Annotated in this window: 20 protein-coding genes; 6 read left to right on the top strand and 14 right to left on the bottom strand. The window is 70.9% G+C overall.

Annotated elements, in window-relative coordinates; all coding sequences use genetic code 11:
- Window positions 1-23: 23 nt before the first annotated feature.
- The gene (locus AB0C26_RS17345; RefSeq protein ID WP_360247831.1) at window positions 24-1,760 is read right to left on the bottom strand and encodes a beta-propeller domain-containing protein; all 1,737 of its coding nucleotides are present in this window, start codon (window positions 1,758-1,760) and stop codon (window positions 24-26) included.
- Window positions 1,761-1,780: 20 nt separating this feature from the next.
- Complete coding sequence (locus AB0C26_RS17340; protein WP_360248299.1) at window positions 1,781-2,251, bottom strand: Lrp/AsnC family transcriptional regulator; 471 nt, start codon at window positions 2,249-2,251, stop codon at window positions 1,781-1,783.
- Window positions 2,252-2,318: 67 nt separating this feature from the next.
- Here AB0C26_RS17340 and ddaH point away from each other — a divergent pair, with 67 nt between their 5' ends.
- Together ddaH and AB0C26_RS17330 are read left to right on the top strand one after the other, a co-directional pair.
- Window positions 2,319-3,146, top strand: a complete 828-nt coding sequence (gene ddaH, locus AB0C26_RS17335; RefSeq protein WP_360247829.1) for a dimethylargininase — start codon at window positions 2,319-2,321, stop codon at window positions 3,144-3,146.
- A 35-nt stretch (window positions 3,147-3,181) separates the two neighbouring features.
- Complete coding sequence (locus AB0C26_RS17330) at window positions 3,182-3,742, top strand: bacterial proteasome activator family protein (protein ID WP_360247827.1); 561 nt, start codon at window positions 3,182-3,184, stop codon at window positions 3,740-3,742.
- On the opposite strand, the gene AB0C26_RS17325 is transcribed toward AB0C26_RS17330, so the two are convergent.
- From AB0C26_RS17325 to AB0C26_RS17310, 4 genes are all read right to left on the bottom strand, one after another.
- Complete coding sequence (locus AB0C26_RS17325) at window positions 3,739-4,542, bottom strand: HAD family hydrolase (protein ID WP_360247825.1); 804 nt, start codon at window positions 4,540-4,542, stop codon at window positions 3,739-3,741. The two genes, AB0C26_RS17330 and AB0C26_RS17325, sit on opposite strands and share 4 nt — an antisense overlap.
- Entirely contained in the window at window positions 4,542-5,354 is an 813-nt protein-coding gene (locus tag AB0C26_RS17320; RefSeq protein ID WP_360247823.1) for an HAD-IIB family hydrolase, read from the bottom strand. Before AB0C26_RS17320 ends, AB0C26_RS17325 begins: the two co-directional genes overlap by 1 nt.
- 120 nt (window positions 5,355-5,474) lie before the next feature.
- Window positions 5,475-6,737, bottom strand: a complete 1,263-nt coding sequence (gene serS, locus AB0C26_RS17315) for a serine--tRNA ligase (protein ID WP_360247821.1) — start codon at window positions 6,735-6,737, stop codon at window positions 5,475-5,477.
- 34 nt (window positions 6,738-6,771) lie between these two features.
- Window positions 6,772-7,518, bottom strand: a complete 747-nt coding sequence (locus tag AB0C26_RS17310) for a hypothetical protein (RefSeq protein ID WP_360247819.1) — start codon at window positions 7,516-7,518, stop codon at window positions 6,772-6,774.
- A gap of 67 nt (window positions 7,519-7,585) precedes the next feature.
- Here AB0C26_RS17310 and AB0C26_RS17305 point away from each other — a divergent pair, with 67 nt between their 5' ends.
- The 3 genes from AB0C26_RS17305 to AB0C26_RS17295 are packed head-to-tail and all read left to right on the top strand — an operon-like array spanning window position 7,586 to window position 9,212.
- On the top strand, window positions 7,586-8,014 hold the full coding sequence (locus AB0C26_RS17305) for an OsmC family protein (protein ID WP_360247817.1): 429 nt from the start codon (window positions 7,586-7,588) through the stop codon (window positions 8,012-8,014).
- 51 nt (window positions 8,015-8,065) lie between these two features.
- The gene (locus AB0C26_RS17300; protein ID WP_360247815.1) at window positions 8,066-8,428 is read left to right on the top strand and encodes a metallopeptidase family protein; all 363 of its coding nucleotides are present in this window, start codon (window positions 8,066-8,068) and stop codon (window positions 8,426-8,428) included.
- Window positions 8,429-8,477: 49 nt separating this feature from the next.
- Complete coding sequence (locus AB0C26_RS17295) at window positions 8,478-9,212, top strand: AIM24 family protein (RefSeq protein WP_360247813.1); 735 nt, start codon at window positions 8,478-8,480, stop codon at window positions 9,210-9,212.
- 4 nt (window positions 9,213-9,216) lie between these two features.
- On the opposite strand, the gene pheA is transcribed toward AB0C26_RS17295, so the two are convergent.
- The 5 genes from pheA to AB0C26_RS17270 form a co-directional block, all read right to left on the bottom strand.
- Window positions 9,217-10,164: a prephenate dehydratase gene (gene pheA, locus AB0C26_RS17290; RefSeq protein WP_360247811.1), complete on the bottom strand. Its 948-nt coding sequence runs from the start codon at window positions 10,162-10,164 to the stop codon at window positions 9,217-9,219.
- Window positions 10,165-10,194: 30 nt separating this feature from the next.
- Entirely contained in the window at window positions 10,195-10,758 is a 564-nt protein-coding gene (locus AB0C26_RS17285; RefSeq protein WP_360247809.1) for a hypothetical protein, read from the bottom strand.
- A 65-nt stretch (window positions 10,759-10,823) separates the two neighbouring features.
- On the bottom strand, window positions 10,824-11,213 hold the full coding sequence (locus AB0C26_RS17280) for an ACT domain-containing protein (protein ID WP_360247807.1): 390 nt from the start codon (window positions 11,211-11,213) through the stop codon (window positions 10,824-10,826).
- A 67-nt stretch (window positions 11,214-11,280) separates the two neighbouring features.
- A complete protein-coding gene (locus AB0C26_RS17275; protein WP_360247805.1) occupies window positions 11,281-11,742 on the bottom strand; it encodes a hypothetical protein in 462 nt (153 codons plus the stop codon).
- Between the two features lie 106 nt (window positions 11,743-11,848).
- Window positions 11,849-12,553, bottom strand: coding sequence for a hypothetical protein (locus tag AB0C26_RS17270; protein ID WP_360248297.1), 705 nt, complete (start codon window positions 12,551-12,553; stop codon window positions 11,849-11,851).
- Window positions 12,554-12,880: 327 nt separating this feature from the next.
- On the opposite strand from AB0C26_RS17270, the gene AB0C26_RS17265 reads away from it, so the two are divergent.
- Window positions 12,881-14,077: an arginine deiminase gene (locus AB0C26_RS17265; RefSeq protein WP_360247803.1), complete on the top strand. Its 1,197-nt coding sequence runs from the start codon at window positions 12,881-12,883 to the stop codon at window positions 14,075-14,077.
- Here the strand turns inward: AB0C26_RS17265 and AB0C26_RS17260 are convergent.
- The 3 genes from AB0C26_RS17260 to AB0C26_RS17250 form a co-directional block, all read right to left on the bottom strand.
- Window positions 14,074-14,796, bottom strand: a complete 723-nt coding sequence (locus AB0C26_RS17260; protein ID WP_360247801.1) for a glycoside hydrolase family 16 protein — start codon at window positions 14,794-14,796, stop codon at window positions 14,074-14,076. The genes AB0C26_RS17265 and AB0C26_RS17260 overlap by 4 nt on opposite strands.
- A gap of 150 nt (window positions 14,797-14,946) precedes the next feature.
- A complete protein-coding gene (locus tag AB0C26_RS17255) occupies window positions 14,947-15,825 on the bottom strand; it encodes a DUF5926 family protein (RefSeq protein ID WP_360247799.1) in 879 nt (292 codons plus the stop codon).
- A gap of 38 nt (window positions 15,826-15,863) precedes the next feature.
- Entirely contained in the window at window positions 15,864-17,048 is a 1,185-nt protein-coding gene (locus tag AB0C26_RS17250; RefSeq protein WP_360247797.1) for a HAMP domain-containing sensor histidine kinase, read from the bottom strand.
- Between the last annotated feature and the right edge of the window lie 33 nt (window positions 17,049-17,081).

Raw genomic sequence — 17,081 nt, 5'->3', positions numbered from 1 at the left:
CGGCCGGCCGGGACGGGCCCGGCTCACTTCACCGCGACCCACCCGATGCGGTCCAGGGTGGACACGTTCGAGGCGAGCAGTCCGGAGTCGGCCACCGACCAGAGCACGTCGCCGATGACCAGCGAGCGCCGCACCGGGCCGGCCATGGTCAGCCGGTCCGCCGGCCGCAGCCGATCGCCGCTGAGCCGCACCGCCAGCGGGCCGTCGGCGCGGGCGTCGCTGATCGGGACGACCAGCAGCGACGTGGCCGGCCACCACAGCACCGCGTGCGGGTCGATCTCGGCCTCGGACGAGCCGCCGGGGACGACGTGCTGGTCGAGGCGGCGCGGCGCGGCCGGATCGCTCACGTCGAACAGCGAGATCTGGGTGCCGAGCGGCCGTCCCTCGGCGGTCGCCTCCTGGCCGATACCGATCAGCCGGTTGTCGCCGACCGGCTGGAGGTGCGCCGAGTAGCCATTGATCTTCAGCTCGCCGGTGACCCGCGGGCGGGCCGGGTCGGCGAGGTCGAGGCTGTAGAGCGGGTCGGTCTGGCGGAACGTGACCACGTAGCCGCGAGCGCCGGCGAAGCGTACGGAATAGATCTGTTCGCCCTTGCCGAGACCGCCCACCGAGCCGACCTCGGCCAGCTTGCCGTTGCTCTCCTTGAGCACACGCACCGCCGAGCTGTCGGTCGCCGGGTCGGTCGTCGCGACTCGCAGGTGACCGTCCCACTCGGAAATCGAGTACTGATTGAGCAGCGAACCGGCAACCTTGCCGGCGGCGACGTACACGGGCTTGCCGGCCGGCGGCAGGGTGAAGCGGTAGATCTCGGTGTCGCGGGCCGGGGCCACCTCACGCCGGAAGGACGACGGGCTCGCGTTGTTGGCGATGTAGAGGCTGCTCGCTGTGCCGTAGACGGCGTCACCGTCGGCGACGAGGGCCACCGGAGAGCCGTCACTGAGCGCGGTCGCGCCGAGGTCGAAGGTGAGCACCCGCAGCATCGAGGCGCCGGAGAACGTCTCGGGCTTGCTGACCTGCGAGCAGTCGAGCTTGCCGCTGGTGCGGTCCGAACCGGTGGTGATCTCCCAGGCCGGCACCCACGAATCGATCCGCGGGCGGCTGCTCAGCACGACCCGGGCCACGCTGCCGGTCTGCCGCGCGTCGACCAGCGAGCCGTCCCCGCGATAGCGGCTGAGCAGCCGCGGCGTGCCGGTCAGGTCGATCAGCAACACCTCGGAGCGGCCGCTGTCCGGCCTGGAGAAACGGGCCGAGTCCTTGAGGTACGAGGGTCCGCCGTCGGCGAGCACCAGCGCGTGATCACCGGAGAGCAGCAGTTTCGGCTCGCCGAACGAATCGATGCCGAGATCGAGGCGCCCGGTCTGGGTACGGGTGGCGGCGTCGACGACCTTGAGGACGCCGCCGGTGACGGTGACGATCCGCCGGCCGTCGGTCTTGACGATGTCCGGCTCGTCGGCGCCGGCCTCGTGCACGTTGGTGCCCGAGTACGCCTTGGCCGCCGGGACACCGTCGATCGCGACGCCGCTTCGCGCCTGCTCGGGCATCGCCCGCATGTCGTCGATGACCTCCGGCTCCCGGCCGTACTTCTTGGCCGCGGCCCGCAGCTCCCTCTCGAGCTGGGCGCAGGAGTCGAAGGCGACGAGCTTCAAGGCGGGCCGGGCCGCCGGGGTGGAGGAGCCCGAGGGGGCCGGCGCCGGCGAGCCGGTGCAGCCGGCCAGCGGGAGGACGGCCAGTGCGGCGAGGAACCAGGATCGACGCGACATGCCCGGTTGGACGGCGCCCCCTACGAAGCGGTTCCCTCCGGTGCCGGAACCGGCGTCGGGGTCTCCACCAACCGGGACAGCACGATCATGCTGCGGGTGGAGGTCACGAACGGCTCGGCCCGCAGCTTCTCCAGCGCCTGCTCGAGGTGCCCGATGTCGGCCGCCCGCAGGTGCACCAGGGCGTCGGCCTCACCCGAGACCGTGTACGCCCCGACGACCTCGGGGTGGCGCCGGGTGGCCACCGTGATCTGGGCCGGAGTGGTCCGGCCGGTGCAGAAGAGCTCGACGAACGCCTCGGTCGTCCAGCCCACCGCCGACGGCTCGATCACCGTGGTGAAGCCCTTGATCACCCCGCTGGATCGAAGCCGGTCGACCCGGCGTTTCACCGCCGGGGCCGACAACGACACCTTGGCGCCGATCTCGGCGTACGACGATCGCGCGTCAGCCACCAGCAGCGCAACGATTCGCTGGTCCACCGCGTCCATCTGCAACGATTCGCCTCCGATGAGCAAGATTTAGCGCTGTTTCGTGCGCCTGAGCCTACCTACGCTCTAGTTCATGAACCACAGCGAGCGCCAGCCGCGGAATCGGACATATCTCATGTGTCCCCCGGAGCATTTCACGGTCGAGTACGCGATCAACCCCTGGATGGACACCACCATCCCGGTCGACGCGGCGCTCGCGGTCAAGCAGTGGACGATCCTGCGCGACACGCTGGGCGACCTCGGCCACACCGTGCACGTGCTCGACCCGGTGCCCGGCCTGCCCGACATGGTCTACGCGGCCAACGGCGCGTTCTCCGTCGACGGCGCCGTCTACGGCGCCCGCTTCCGCTTCCCCGAGCGCGCGGCCGAGGCCGACGCCCACGCCGCCTTCTACGGCGCCGGCGGCTGGCGCTTCGCCGGGCCGGCCCACATCAACGAGGGCGAGGGTGACTTCGCCTACCTGCCGGCCGCGTACGGCGGTCTGGTCCTGGCCGGCTACGGATTCCGGACCGACCCGAGCGCGCACGCCGAGGCGCAGGAGGTGCTGGGCCGCCCGGTGCTGTCGCTGCGCCTGGTCGACCCGGCCTTCTACCACCTCGACACGGCGCTGGCCGCTCTCGACGACCGCACCATCGCGTACTACCCGGGCGCCTTCTCGGCCGGTTCCCAGCGGGTGCTGGCCCAGCTCTTCCCGGACGCGGTGATCGCCGACCGGGCCGACGCCGAGGCGTTCGGGCTCAATCTGGTCAGCGACGGCCGGCACGTGATCCTGAACACCGAGGCCATCGCGATGGGTGACCGGGTGCGCGCGGCGGGCTACCACCCCGTGCACGTCGACCTCTCCGAGCTCAAGCGTGGCGGCGGCAGCGTCAAATGCGCCGTGGCCGAGCTGAGGCCGTAGCGGATGTTCGGACCGGGTGCGGGAAGATAGACCGCATGACCGACGAGAATCGCACCTTGGAGAAGCAGGACGACGGCTCCGTGATCGTGGTCGGCCCCGACGGGCGCCCGCTGGGCACCATGGACACCGAGGGCAAGCTGAACCCCGAGGAACCGGGCAACCTGATCGAGCAGCCCGCCAAGGTCATGCGGATCGGCAGCATGATCAAGCAGCTGCTCGAGGAGGTTCGGGCGGCGCCTCTGGACGAGGCGAGCCGGGGCCGGCTCCGCGAGATCCACCAGCGGTCGATCACCGAGCTCGAGGACGGCCTCGCGCCCGAGCTGCGCGAGGAGCTCGAGCGCCTGTCGCTGCCGTTCGAGGGTGAGACCCCACCGAGCGAGGCCGAGCTGCGCATCGCCCAGGCCCAGCTGGTCGGCTGGCTCGAGGGCCTCTTCCACGGCATCCAGGCCGCTCTGGTCGCCCAGCAGATGGCGGCCCGGCTCCAGCTCGAGCAGATGCGCGGCGGTGGCGGCGGCCGGCCGGCGCTGCCCATGGGCGCGCTGCCCGGCATGCCCACCCAGCAGGGCGAGGGCGGCCGCACGGGCCAGTACCTCTAGCCGAGGTCGTAAAGGTCGCGCAGGTACTGCGCGACCCCGTCCTCGTCGTTGGTCAGGCCGACCTCGTCGGCCACCTCTTTCACCGCGGGGTGCGCGTTACCCATCGCCACCCCGCGCCCGGCCCAGGCCAGCAGCGGGATGTCGTTCGGCATGTCGCCGAACGCGACGACCTCCTCGGCCTTGATGCCCTCGTTCTCACAGAGCCAGGCCAGGCCCGCCGCCTTGGTGACGCCGGCGGCGGAGATCTCCACCAGCGCGGTCGACGACGAGTGGGTGGTCTCGGCAACGCCGCCGAGCGTGCGGCTGACCAGCTCAAGGAACTCGTCCGGCTGGTGCGCGGCCGAGCGGGCCAGCAGCTTGACGGCCGGCACCGACGTGAGCTCGTCGGGTGTCGACAGCACGCGTACGTGCGGGTGGTTGTCGTTCTCCCAGCGCACCGGCCACGCCTGTTCGTACCAGAAGGCGCGGCCGTCCTCGACCTCGACCGCGAGCGCCACGTCGGGCACGGCCTCGCGCAGCTTGGCGCTGACATCGAGGAGCAGGTCGACGTCGAGCGGATCGGCCCGCAGGATCTCGTCGGTGTTCGCGTCGTAGACCACCGCGCCGTTCGCGCAGACCGCCGGCACCGGCGCCGCCATCTGGTCGAAGAGCTGCCGCAGCCAGCGGACCGGCCGGCCGGTCACCACGACGAACGGCACGGGCAGGGCGTCGAGCACCTCGATGGTCCGCTTGCTCAGCGTTCCGTCGGTGTGGATGAGGGTTCCGTCGATATCCGAGGCGACCAGCTTGAAAGGCGACATCACCTCGACATTAGCCGGTCCAGGTACACCGCCACGCCGTCCTGATCATTGGTGAGAGTCACGTCATCGGCGACGGCGAGCAGCTCGGCGTGCGCGTTGCCGACGGCCACCCGGCCCCAGCCGGCCCAGCCGAACATCGGCAGGTCGTTGGGCATGTCGCCGAAGACCAGAACGTCGGCCGGGTCGACGCCGACGGCCTCGGCCACCACCGCGAGCCCGGTGCCCTTGTCGACGTTGGCCGGGCAGATCTCCACGTAGTTCAGGCCGGCCTGGGTGACCGAAGCCACGTCCGGTGGCACGATGCGGCGCGCCACCGCGAGGAGCTCGTCGACGTCGTACGAGAAAGATCGGGCGAAGGCCTTGATGACCTCGCCGGTGCAGCACTCGGCGCGGGTGCGCGGTTCCACGACGACCGGGTAACGCCAGGTGGGGTCGTAGTCGCCCCAGAGCGGCGAGTCGTCGTGCTCCAGCGCCTCGACCATGACGGACAGCGGCCCGGTCTCGGCCTCGATCGCGGCCAGGACCTCGCCCAGCACCTCGCCCCGCAGCCGGGACCGGAGCAGATAGCTGGACTCGGCCTGGTCGAGGACCCAGCCGCCCTGCGCCATCACGAGGAAGTCGGCGTCGCGGATGTCGTTGCGGGTGAGGGAGGTGAGCCGCGGCCCACGGCCGGTGGCGCCCACGACCCGGATGCCGGCGGCCCGGACCCGGTCCAGAACCTCGTGGGTGTACGCGGACACGGTGTCGTCGCTGCGAACCAGCGTGCCATCGAGATCGGTCGCGACCAGCTTGGGGAGTCCAGGCTTGATCATCGATTACCTCCGGGGTGTCGCAAACCCCCGCGGAGGGCGGAAGGAGAACGGTACACCCGCCCGACTACCAGCGGCTATAACTTCTGGTAGCCGAGCGGTGTATGGACCGTTAGCCCTTGATCAGCGGGCCGGCTCGAGGACGTCCCGGCCCCCGAGGTACGGCTGGAGGGCCTTGGGGACCCGCACCGAGCCGTCCGGCTGCTGGTGGTTCTCGAGGATCGGAATCAGCCAGCGGGTGGTCGCGAGCGTGCCGTTGAGCGTGGCCGCTGTCTGCGGCTTGCCGGCGGCGTCCCGGTAGCGGATGTTGAGCCGCCGGGCCTGGAAGGTCGTGCAGTTCGACGTCGAGGTGACCTCGCGGTAGCGGCCCTGCGACGGCACCCAGGCCTCGCAGTCGAACTTGCGCGAGGCGCTCGAGCCGAGGTCGCCCGCGGCCACGTCGATCACCCGGTACGGGATCTCGACCTTGGCCAGCATCTCCTCCTCCATCGCGAGCAGGCGCAGGTGCTCCTCGGCGGCCTCCTCCGGCTTGCAGAAGGAGAACATCTCCACCTTGTCGAACTGGTGCACCCGCAGGATGCCGCGCACGTCCTTGCCGTACGACCCGGCCTCGCGCCGGTAGCACGACGACCAGCCGGCGAACCGCTCCGGGCCGCTCTCGAGGTCGATGATCTCGTTCGAGTGGTACGCCGCCAGGGCCACCTCCGAGGTGCCGACCAGGTAGAGGTCGTCGGCCTCGAGCCGGTAGATCTCGCTCGCGTGCGCGCCGAGGAAGCCGGTGCCCTCCATCGACTCCGGCTTGACCAGCGACGGCGTGATCGACGGGACGAAGCCGTGCTCCACCGCCTGGGCGATCGCCATCTGGAGCAGGCCGAGCTGGAGCAGCGCGCCGACCCCGGTCAGGAAGTAGAACCGCGAGCCCGAGACCTTGGCCCCGCGCTCGGTGTCGATCGCCCGCAGCGCCTCGCCGATCTCGAGGTGGTCCTTCGGGTTGTCGATCGCGGGGATGTCGCCGACCTCGCGCAGCACGACGAAGTCGTCCTCGCCGCCGGCCGGCACGCCCTCCTGCACCACGTTCGACACGGCGAGGTGGGCCTGGCGCAGCGCCTCGTCGGCCGCGCTGGTCTCGGCCTCGGCCGCCCTGACCTCGGCCGCCAGCTCCTTCGTCCGGGCCAGCAGGGCGGCCCGCTCGTCGCCGGAGGCCTTGGGCACCTGCTTGCTCAGCGATTTCTGCTCGGCCCGGATCGCCTCGAACCGCTGGGTGGCGGAGCGGCGGGCCTCGTCGGCGCGCAGCAGGTCGTCCACCACCTCGGTGGACTCGCCGCGCACTCGCTGGCTGGCGCGGATCCGGTCGGGGTCGTCGCGAAGCAGACGCAGGTCAATCACGATTGACGAGCCTACCGGCGACCGAGCCCGATCTTCATCCGGATATGCCGTCCCCGTAGGAGGTGAACGGCTTGACCGGGGCGACGGTCAGATCCAGCGGAGCGTCGGGCTGCTTGTCGTCCTCGCTCGTGGGACGCCGCCACGACCACGGCTCGACCGGGGCCGAAGTCTCGTCGTCGTCCACCTTGTCCGGCCGTCCGAGGTAGCGGCCGGCCTGGTGGAGGGCGGCCAGGATCAGCGCCATGGCGGCCAGCGCGCACCACAGGCCCCGCCCGTACGTCAGGGAGATCTGGTCTTTGTCGAGCGCGATCTCGTAGACCCGGTCGATCGTGCCGCTGCGATCGCCCAGCTCGGCGGCGAGCGCGATGAGCAGGCCGAGGGCCGTGCCGGCGGCGCTGAGGCCGGCCAGCCGCGCGTAGCGACGGCCGGCGGGCGGCCCGAACATGGTCAGCACCACGGCCGGGACCACGAGGAACAGGCCGATCAGATAGCCCGTGCCGAGCGCGCCGAGGTCGCCGACGCCGGCCGCGACCGCGCGCTTTCCCACGTCGCCGCTGAGCACTTCGGCGTCGACCGTGGTGACCTGCCACTCGGAGAAGAGCGAGGCCAGGGCGGCCACACCGGCCAGGCCGGTCAGCACCGGCACCACCCGCCGGTCGCCGGCCAGTTCGCGAACGAAGCCGGACTGCCATCGCCGCCGGGTGGGCGGCTCCGGACCGAACTCGACCACCGACTCGGCCGGGGCGACGCCGAGGTCGATCGGCTGCTGCTGCGCGGGCATGTGAACCATGATGACGGGTGCGCAGGTCCCCCGGCCAGCGGCCGAACGATGGACTAGCGTTCTCGATATGCCTATTCGTACCGCAACCGCCCGCTGGCAGGGGAACCTCACCGAGGGTTCCGGCACGATCAAGACCGGCAAGGGCGGCATTCAGGGGAACTACTCGTTCAAGTCGCGCTTCGAGGAGGGCGAGGGGACGAACCCGGAGGAGCTGATCGGGGCCGCGCACTCCGGCTGCTACTCGATGGCGTTCTCCAAGGCCCTCTCCGACGAGGGCTTCACGCCGAACTCGGTCGAGACCGTGGCCAAGGTGCACCTGGACAAGACCGACGCCGGCTTCAGTGTGACCCGCATCGACCTCGAGACCGTGGGCGACGTCCCCGGCATCGACGACGCGGCCTTCCAGAAGATCGCCGTGGCGGCCAAGGAGGGTTGCCCGATCTCCCGGCTGCTCTCGCCCGGCGCCGAGATCACGCTCAGCGCCAAGCTGGCCTGACGTTGGACCGGGGCGCTTGGTCTGTACGGCGGATCGAGCGTCCCGGGCACAATGGGTGGCGTGCCGGTCGAGATGAGCGCCGAACGCTTCGAGGAACTTGTCGGTGAAGCCCTCGACGAGGTGCCGCCCGAACTCATGCGCATGATGAGCAACGTCGTGATCATGGTCGAGGACCTGCCCCCGGACGGCAGCGACGATTTGCTCGGGCTGTACGAGGGCACAGCGCTGACCGACCGCGGCTGGGACTACGCCGGCGTGCTGCCCGACCGGATCACCATCTTCCGGCTGCCCACGCTGAAGATCTGCGACACCGAGACCGACGTGATCGACGAGGTCGCCATCACCGTGGTGCACGAGATCGCCCACCACTTCGGCATCGACGACCACCGCCTGCACGAACTCGGCTGGGGTTAGACCCGCCCTCTTACTCTGGGGCTCAAGGAGCCACAACAGGAGGACCTTCATGCGCAGTGAGCTTTTCTCGGCGGAGAACCTCGAGGTCGAGTCGGCCCAGCCCGGGCTGCGGCTGCAGAACTCCAAGCTGCTCAAGGCCGAGCTGAACGGTGAGTTCATGGCGCGGGTCGGCTCGATGGTCGCCTATCAGGGGCAGGTCCAGTTCGAGGCGCTCGGTTCCGGCGGCATCGGCAAGTTCCTCAAGCAGAAGATGACCGGCGAGGGCGTGCCGCTCATGCGGGTGAAAGGGAACGGCGACGTCTTCCTGGCCGAGCGGGCGGCCGACATCCATCTCATCGACCTCGACCCGGGCGACGCGCTCTCGATCAACGGCGCGAACGTTCTCGCCTTCGAGTCCTCGCTGCGATACGACATCAAGATGGTCAGCGGCGCCGGCATGATGTCGAACGCCGGCCTGTTCAACTGCGTCTTCACCGGCCAGGGCCGGATCGCCGTCACGACGCACGGCACGCCCGTGGTCCTCACGGTCGACCAGCCCACCTATGTCGACCCGCAGGCCGCGATCTGCTGGTCGGCGGGCCTGCAGACCGGATATCACCGGGCCGATCAGCTCGGCCTCGGCACGCTGCTGGGCCGCAGCACGGGCGAGCGTTTCACGATGAGCTTCGCCGGTCAGGGCTTCGTGGTGGTCCAGCCCTCCGAGGAACCGCCCGGCGGCGTCGCCGGCCTCGGCGGCGGCAACCAGTCGGGCGGCGGCGGCATCCTGGGCAACCTCTTCGATTGAAAGGTCAGGCCGTCTCGCCGGCTCTGACCTGGGCCAGCCACGCCGCGGAGTCGGCGAAGTCGTTGTTGGCCAGGCCGGGTGGGGACGGGACCGGGGGCTCGGGGATCAGGCGGTGGCGGGGGTAGCTGCCGAGGAAGCGGACGTCGGCGCAGATGCGGCGCAGGCCCTGAAGGGCCTCGCCCAGCTGGGGCTCGGCCACGTGGCCGGTGCAGTCCAGGAAGAAGACGTACGTGCCCAGCTGCTCGCCGGTCGGGCGGGACTCGATGCGGGACAGGTTGATCCCGCGCACGGCCAGCTCGGTGAGCACCGCCAGCAGGGCGCCGACCTGGTCGCGCCGGATCGAGACGGCCAGCGACGTGACATCGTCGCCGGTCGGCTCGGCCGGGCGGCCGGGGCGGGTGAGCAGCGCGAAGCGGGTGACCGCGTCCGGGTGGTCGGCCACCTTGTCGGCCAGCACGGTGAGGTCGTTGCGGGCGACGCCGATCGGGGCGCAGAGCGCGGCGTCGTGCTCGCCGGCGGCGGCGCTGATCGCGGCGGCGGCGTTGGAGAGGACGTCGACGATCACCGCGTCCGGCGCGTTCGCGCGCAGCCAGTTGCGGCACTGGGCCGACGCCTGCGGGTGCGCCGCGATCGTCCGGATCTCGGCCAGCGGCGTGAGCTGCCGCGCCCCCAGCACGAACTCGACCGGCAGCACGACCTCGCGCGTGATCACAAGCGGGGCGCCGGTGACCAGTTCGTCCAGGGTGACCGGGATGGCCCCGCCGACCGAGTTCTCCAGCGGCACCAGCGCGGCGTCGGCGTCGCCGGCGCGGACCGCCTCGAGCGCCTCGGGGACGCTGCGGGCGGGCGTACGCAGGCCACGCTCGGCCGCGGGGATGGTGCGCAGGGCGGCCTCGGTGAAGGTGCCCTCCGGGCCGAGATAGACGAAGCGGGTGGGCGGCGTTCCGGGCATGACGGAAGTCTAGGGCCCGGCGCCGTCTTGTCAGAAGCCGCAGGCGAGCACGCGAATGCCGGGTGGCGCGCTGTTCTGCACCGGGTTGATGCACACCTCCGAGCCGGCGGCCACGCGAGTGAGCGTGGCCCCCGAGCCCGTGGCGACGATCATGAAGGGGTCCTCTTCCACGCCCTTGAGACCGAGCGCCGTGAAGGACCACGTGCCCGAGCAGAACGGACCCTCCTGCACCACGAGCGGCACCTTCGCCATGCCCTCCTCCTTCTTGGCCAGAGCCACGATCTCGGGGCCGGTCGGCACCGTCGTGCACTTGGGCGCGTGGGAGGGCGTCGGTGTCGGCGACTTCTCGGTGGGCGCGGTCGTCGTCGGCGCGAGCGTGGCGATGGTGGCCGGGGGAATGGTGGCCGGCGGCGGGAGCGTGAGCGGTGGATAGGTGGTGGCGTAGGTCGGGACGGTGGCCGGCGGGGTCAAGGGCTGGGTCGCCGGTGTGGGAAGCGCGGGATCCAGCGGGACGGGCGCGGCGCTCGCGGTCGCGTACGTCGGTGAGGTCGGCTGCGGCTGCGGCGGTTCACCGCAGGCCGAGAGGAGCGCCAACCCCGAAATGATCAGGGGAATGACGGGTGTGCGGGGGGACACCCGGACATGCTAAGCCCGATTCATCAGGACGCAATGCGATGGCCGGCGGCGTGCAGGGTGTCCATGGCCTCGGTGAGCCGGACCGCCGGGACCAGGAGGTAGTCCGTCGTATACGTGGAAAACGTCACAATGTTGACGCGGGCGTCGGCCAGCGGGCCGATGAGCGAGGCCAGGACGCCGGTCAGGGCGAGGTCGAGCGGCCCCACGACACGCAGGCATCGCCAGGCGGTGTCGGCCGTGGCGCCGTCCGGCACGCGGTCGCTGGGGCAGATGATCGACAGCTCCTCCGGCGCCCAGCTCAGCGAGATCACGCTCTTCTCGTCCGGCCCTTCGCTCAGCGAAGCGGGAATCGGTGAGCCGGCCGGAAGGCGGCACACCGCGTACTCCCCTGGTAGCAGGTCGAGATCGAGCATGAACGCAGACTACGTTTCGAGGTCATTTCTGCACATGCCCGCGAGGTGCGGTAAACACCACAGCGCGCTAGTAGCGCACCGGGGAGAAGAACGTCAGGGAGCCGGCCACGCGATCGCCGTCGATCAGCGGGGTCGCGATCGCGTCGACGGTCAGCGGCGGCTCGCCCGGGCCCGGAACAACGCGCAGCAGACCCCGGGCCAGGCGCTCGCTGCGAACCGCGAGCAACGGCGGGATCTTGTCGGCGTCCGACTCCTCGAGCTCGCCCGCGCCGGCCGTGAAGTCGATCAGGCGCAGCACTCCGCCGAGAGCTTTGCCGATCACCTCCGGCGGCTTGCCCAGCCCGAGCAGCTCCGCGGCCGAGGCCGAGAGGGCCTGGATCGCCGTGGAGTTATCGATGATCAGGCACGGCTCGGCGGCGGCCGTCACGGTCGCCGTCCACCTCTCGAGACTGGGGACGAACTCGGCCTCGGACGGTGTGCGCGCCTGGGGGACGAACGCTCCGGAAAGTGAGAGTTCGACGTGCGCCACCCGGTCCTCCTCGCTCCTGCGGATCAACGGCGGCGCCGCGGCCGCGACCGGTCACCCGGGCGCCCGCCGCGGCGATGAAGCCGTCGACATGTAACCGCAAGGAACGTTACCGGCGTGCCGGACGCTTGTCAGCGGCCGTTTGTCCGTCAGCGTGCCAGCGATAGTCACCGGCCGGCCGGTACGGAGCGTTGGCCCAGGTCGCCGGGTGGTTCGCCACGGCTGAGAGCTTGCCCGCGGTGGCCGGCGAGATGCGGGCGCCACCGGCGATCAGCAGGCGGTCGAGCTCCTTGTCGGTGGAGACCAGCACCTCCTTGGGGAGGCCGTGAACGCTGATCACGCCGGATCCGACGAAGGTGAGCACGGGAGTCACGGGGACGCTCAGGCCGACCGCGGCGGACAGGGCCTTGCTCGCGCGGCGGGCCTCGCGGCGGGCCTCGGCCACGTACGCCGGGCGCTTGCCGTTGATCTGGACTACGTCGCCGGCGATGAGCACGCGGGCGCGGCCGTGGTCGGCGACGGTCACCGCGTAGACGCCGCCGGGACCGATCGCCAGGAAGCCGGCACGGTCGTCGGCCGGGTCGGGCTCGTAGTGGCCCAGGGCGTCGGTGCGCGGCCAGTCGACGATGTGCCACGCCGGGCCGAGGCGGTCCAGGCGGGTGAGAGCGCGGTTGCCCGCTGCTTCGAGACGACGGGCGTCACGCTCGGAGCGGCGGCGCTTGAAGTAGTCGGTGGGCGACGGGCGGTTCGGTGCCTCCAGCGCTGCGGGCTGCGCGAGAGAGCGGTCGATGATGGTGGTCGACTTCGCGGGCAGAGCAGGGCGTGCTGGGAAGACAGTCACTTCGACCTCCGGCAAAAGGTCCTTCGGGCTCTCTTTTCACTACCGTAAGTGCTCGACCCCCTACGGAAGCAAGACACCAGGGCGGAAAGAAAGGGGAGTGAGTGGGGATGAATGCCGCATTCACGCATCGCGAGTTCTTGCGGATGGTGCATCTCAGCGCCCGTTCTCCTGTTCGACTGGTTCTCGGACAAAGTTAGTCGGAGAGCCGGGTTCATGCACAGGTGTCTCATGATCTAGACCGAACGTCATCGAACAACCGCGAGGAGTGCTGGGAGATCGACTGGGGAGTACGGTCGGGCTGTGGCGCACTACGTCGACAGTGAGGTGGGCAGGCTCCGCACGGTGCTTCTCCACCGGCCGGGACCCGAGTTGGCCCGATTGACCCCACGAAACAACGATTCGCTGCTTTTCGATGCGATTCCCTGGGTGGGGCGGGCGCAGGAGGAACACGACGCCTTCGCGGCGGCCCTGCGGGAGCGCGGCGTGGAGGTGCTCTATCTCGGTGAGCTGCTCGCCGAGACGCTGGCCATCACCGAGGCGCGCGCGGAACTGACCGCCGGGGTGCTGGCCGACCGCCGGCTCGGCGACACCCTGCGCGACAGCGTGGGGCGTTACCTCGCCGACCAGGACCCGCGGCGCCTGGCCGACGTGCTCATGGCCGGACTGGCCCACGAGGAGCTGAAACCGGGGCCGGGCGGCCTGGTCTACGAGCTCATGGACCGCCACGACTTCGTGATCGACCCGCTGCCCAACCTGCTGTTCACCCGGGACTCGTCGGTCTGGGTCCGCGACCACGTGGCGGTCACCAGCCTGGCCATGCCGGCCCGCAACCGGGAGACGACGCTGACCCAGGCGATCTACCGGTACCACCCGCGCTTCGCCGGGGCCGAACTGCTCTACGACCCGGGGCTGGAACATCTCGAGGGCGGCGACGTGCTCCTGCTGGCGCCGAACGTGCTCGCCATCGGCGTCGGCGAGCGCACCACCCCGGCCGGCGCCGAGCGGCTGGCCCGCCGGGTCTTCGCGGCCGGGCTGGCGCACACCATCCTGGCCGTGCCGATCGCCCAGGAGCGCGCCACCATGCACCTCGACACGGTCTGCACGATGGTCGACGTCGACGCCGTGGTCATGTACCCGAACATCGCCGACACTCTCCAGGCGTACACGGTCACGGCGGACGCCGACGGCGAGCCCCGCGCGCGGGCACCGCGACCGTTCCTGGAGGCCGCCGCCGAGGCGATGGGTATCGACCGGTTGCGGATAATAGATACCGGTCTGGACCCCGTCACCGCCGAGCGCGAGCAGTGGGACGACGGCAACAACACGCTCGCCATCGGCCCGCGCCTCTGCGTGGCTTACGAGCGAAATGTCGAAACCAACGCCCAGCTGGAGCGGGCCGGCATCGAGGTCGTGCGCATCAGCGGCAGCGAGCTCGGTAGCGGCCGAGGCGGCCCCCGCTGCATGAGCTGCCCTATACAGCGTCAAGCCCTCGATTAGGTACAGGTGACGCGAGAGACGATCAGCTCGGGGACGTGGGGCGGGCCGCCGCGTTCGGGGAAGTCGAAGACGGCGATCTGGAGCTGCATGGGGTACTGCGGGGCCTGATCGATGTGCTTGACGACCTCGCCGTCGATCGTGAAGTCGAGGGACTCCCGGCGCCACTTCACGCCGTACGCATGGAAGTCTGAAATGTCCAGAGGATGCGTGACAGTTCCCCAATCCTCGGTGAGGTGGGGGTCGCGGAACCGATGCAGGCCCATCCCGATCTCGTGCGGCGCGGTCCCGAAGACCTCCATCACGCAGATCTCGCCGGACAGCTCGGGGACGGTCTCGATGCCGGCCAGCCAGAACGCGACCATCGAGCGCGGCGTGATGATCCCGCGCAGGGTGATCTGGACGTCGCTGTAGATCGGCGTGACGCCCCAGAACTCACCCTGCTCCTCACGGACCTGAAGCCCGTCGCGGAACGGCTGGCCGCCGACCGTGCTGCCCACCGGCCCGGAGTAGTTGGCGCTCTGGATGCCCGACACGCGCAGCGGCGTCTCGTGAACGCCCTCGGCCCACAGCGGCTGGTCGGCGGGGATGCTCAGCCGAAGCTCCCCGCCGCCCGCCTCGTACGTCGCCGTCGACCGCGCGCGCGAGCTCCAATGCGGCAAATACCACGGAACCCACCGAGAACGGTCCAGCTCCGAAGACGTGAACCGCTCGTCGAACATCGGTCCCGGCCCTTCTGTCAGCGTGACCAAGTCGCATTGCGCCCGTCGGTGTCGAGGGCGCCGAAAACGGCTAGGCGCAGCCGAGGCCGTTTTCGGTGACCTCGACACCGACCCCTCGGGGCGCAATGCCCGCCGAGCGGAGCGAGGCCATCAGCGGAGCGTCAGCTGGCGGCCGATCAGGCCCTGCTTGGCGCGGCGGGCGTCGGCGTCCAGCGGGCCGGTCTCGGCCAGGATGTCGGCGTAGCGCTTGGCGAAGTCGGCCAGCGGGGCCTCCCAGTCGGCGCCCTCGCCCTCGCCCGGGATGTCCCAGACGGGCACGAGCAGGCCGTGGGCGCGGAACATGCCGGCGAACTTCGTGTTCTCGCCCAGCAGCAGGTCGCCGGAGGCCGAGAGGCGGGCCAGCGCGTCCAGTGCCTTGTCCTCCGCCTCGGGCAGCACCCAGCGCACGTGACCCTTGTCGGGGGCGACCCGGCACCAGTACGCCGCGTGGGCGCTCTGCAGGCGCACGGTCGGGTAGATGGAGGCGTTCGCCCGTTCGAGGGACGCCTTCACGTTCGGGTCCTCGGCCTGCTCGGCGTCGAGCCAGTACTCGAAGCCCTCGTGCATGGTGATCTCCAGCGGGCCGTCGGCCAGCACGTCCTGGAGGCGGGGGCCCTCGCCCGGCAGGGCCGGCACCGACACCGTGTCGCCGGGCTCGGTGCGCAGGGCGCTCAGGATCGCCACCGCGAGGTCACGCGAGACGTCACCGGACTGCACGTGCCGCTGGAGGCCGATGAAGACGCGGCCGTCCTGGCGCGTCATCGCGGGCCAGGCCATCGGGAGGACCGTCGAGAGGGTGACCGGGCGGTCCCCGTACTCATCGATGATCTCGGGCTTGAGGGTCAGCGGCGCGGACGCGGCCGGGACGAGCTCACGAAGCGCGATCCACTCCGGCTCGTCGGCCATCCCCTCGAACGGCCGGGCGACGAAGATGTCCCGCACCTTCTCGCGTTTCGGTGCGGACTGGCGTTGATTGCGACGCTTGCTCACGGCGACACAGCCTAGGCGGTGAAGCGCCCCGTGTCTTTTCAGGCTCGCGGGAGACGGACCTCGGCCGTGGTACCGCCACCCTCGCGCGGGCGCAGCGACACCCACCCGTGCTGCCGTTCCACGAGCCGGCGCACCAGGTAGAGCCCCAGGCCGGCGCCGGGGTGATGTTGCCGGTCGCCCGACTCGGCCTGCCAGTAGCGCTCGAAGGCCCGTTCGACGTGTTCCGGCTTGATGCCGACGCCCCGGTCGGAGACCCGGAAGCGCAGCGTCTCCTCGTCGGCGCCGGCGCACAGTTCGATCAGCGAGTCGGGCGGCGAGTACTTGTCGGCGTTCGTGGTGAGCTCGGTCAGGATCGTCGCGATCGAGTCCTTTTCCCCGTACGCCTTGGGCAGCTCCGCCGGAAGGTTCCCGGTCAGCATGCGCCGGCGCAGGTCGGCCGGCAGTTCCTCGACGGCGCCGCGCAGCGTCTCGGGCAGGTCGAACGGTCCGGCCGGCGACTCGCCGATCTCGCCGTCGGCGCTGGCCGCGGAGAGCAGGCGGTCGACCAGGCGGGCCAGTTCGCCGGCTCGGGTGCCGATGATCCGTACGGCTTCCTGGCGCCCGTCCTCGCCGAGCGAGTCCCAGTGGTTGGTGAGCGTGTCCGCGTACCCCTTGATCACCGTGACCGGGGTGCGCAGCTCGTGGCTCGTCACGGCGACCCAGAGGTCACGGGCGTCCTGCCGGGTGGTCCCGTGCACCGGCAGGCCCGCGCGGGCCGCGTAGAGCCGCCCCACGTGCGCGGCGAGCAGTTCCAGCACGGCGTGGTGCTCCGGGCCGGGCTCGCCGTCGTCGCCGCCGAAGTAGACGTGCAGGGAGCCGACGATGGCGTCGCCCACCTCGCAGCGCGCGCCCAGCATGCGCCGCAGGTCGCCGCCCTCGACGTGTTTGGCGAACTCGTCGTTGAGCGAGTCGAGCGGGATGAGCAGGGTGCGGCCGCCGCGCAGCCGCGAGTCGGCGCGGTCGACCCGGCGGCCGATGGCGGGGGTGCAGGCGCCGGTGGCCGCGATGATGCGGCCGTGGTCGGGCGCGTACTCGGCGAAGCCGGCGCCGCGGCCGCCGAGCGCCTCCTGGGCCAGCCGGACGACCTTCTGCAGCGTGGGCAGCCCCGTCTCGCCGTCGTTGATCCGGTCGAGGACGGCGATCTGACCTCGGGTCAGCGCGCTGTAGTCGGGGAGGTCCGGCATGCTTGCGAGTTTGCCTCGCTTCTCGGTCTTTGG

This window comes from Actinoplanes sp. NPDC048796 (assembly GCF_040650035.1).
GTDB lineage: Bacteria > Actinomycetota > Actinomycetes > Mycobacteriales > Micromonosporaceae > Actinoplanes.
The sequence above is the reverse complement of the archived record's forward strand: the minus strand, read 5'-3'. Positions and strand labels throughout refer to the sequence as shown.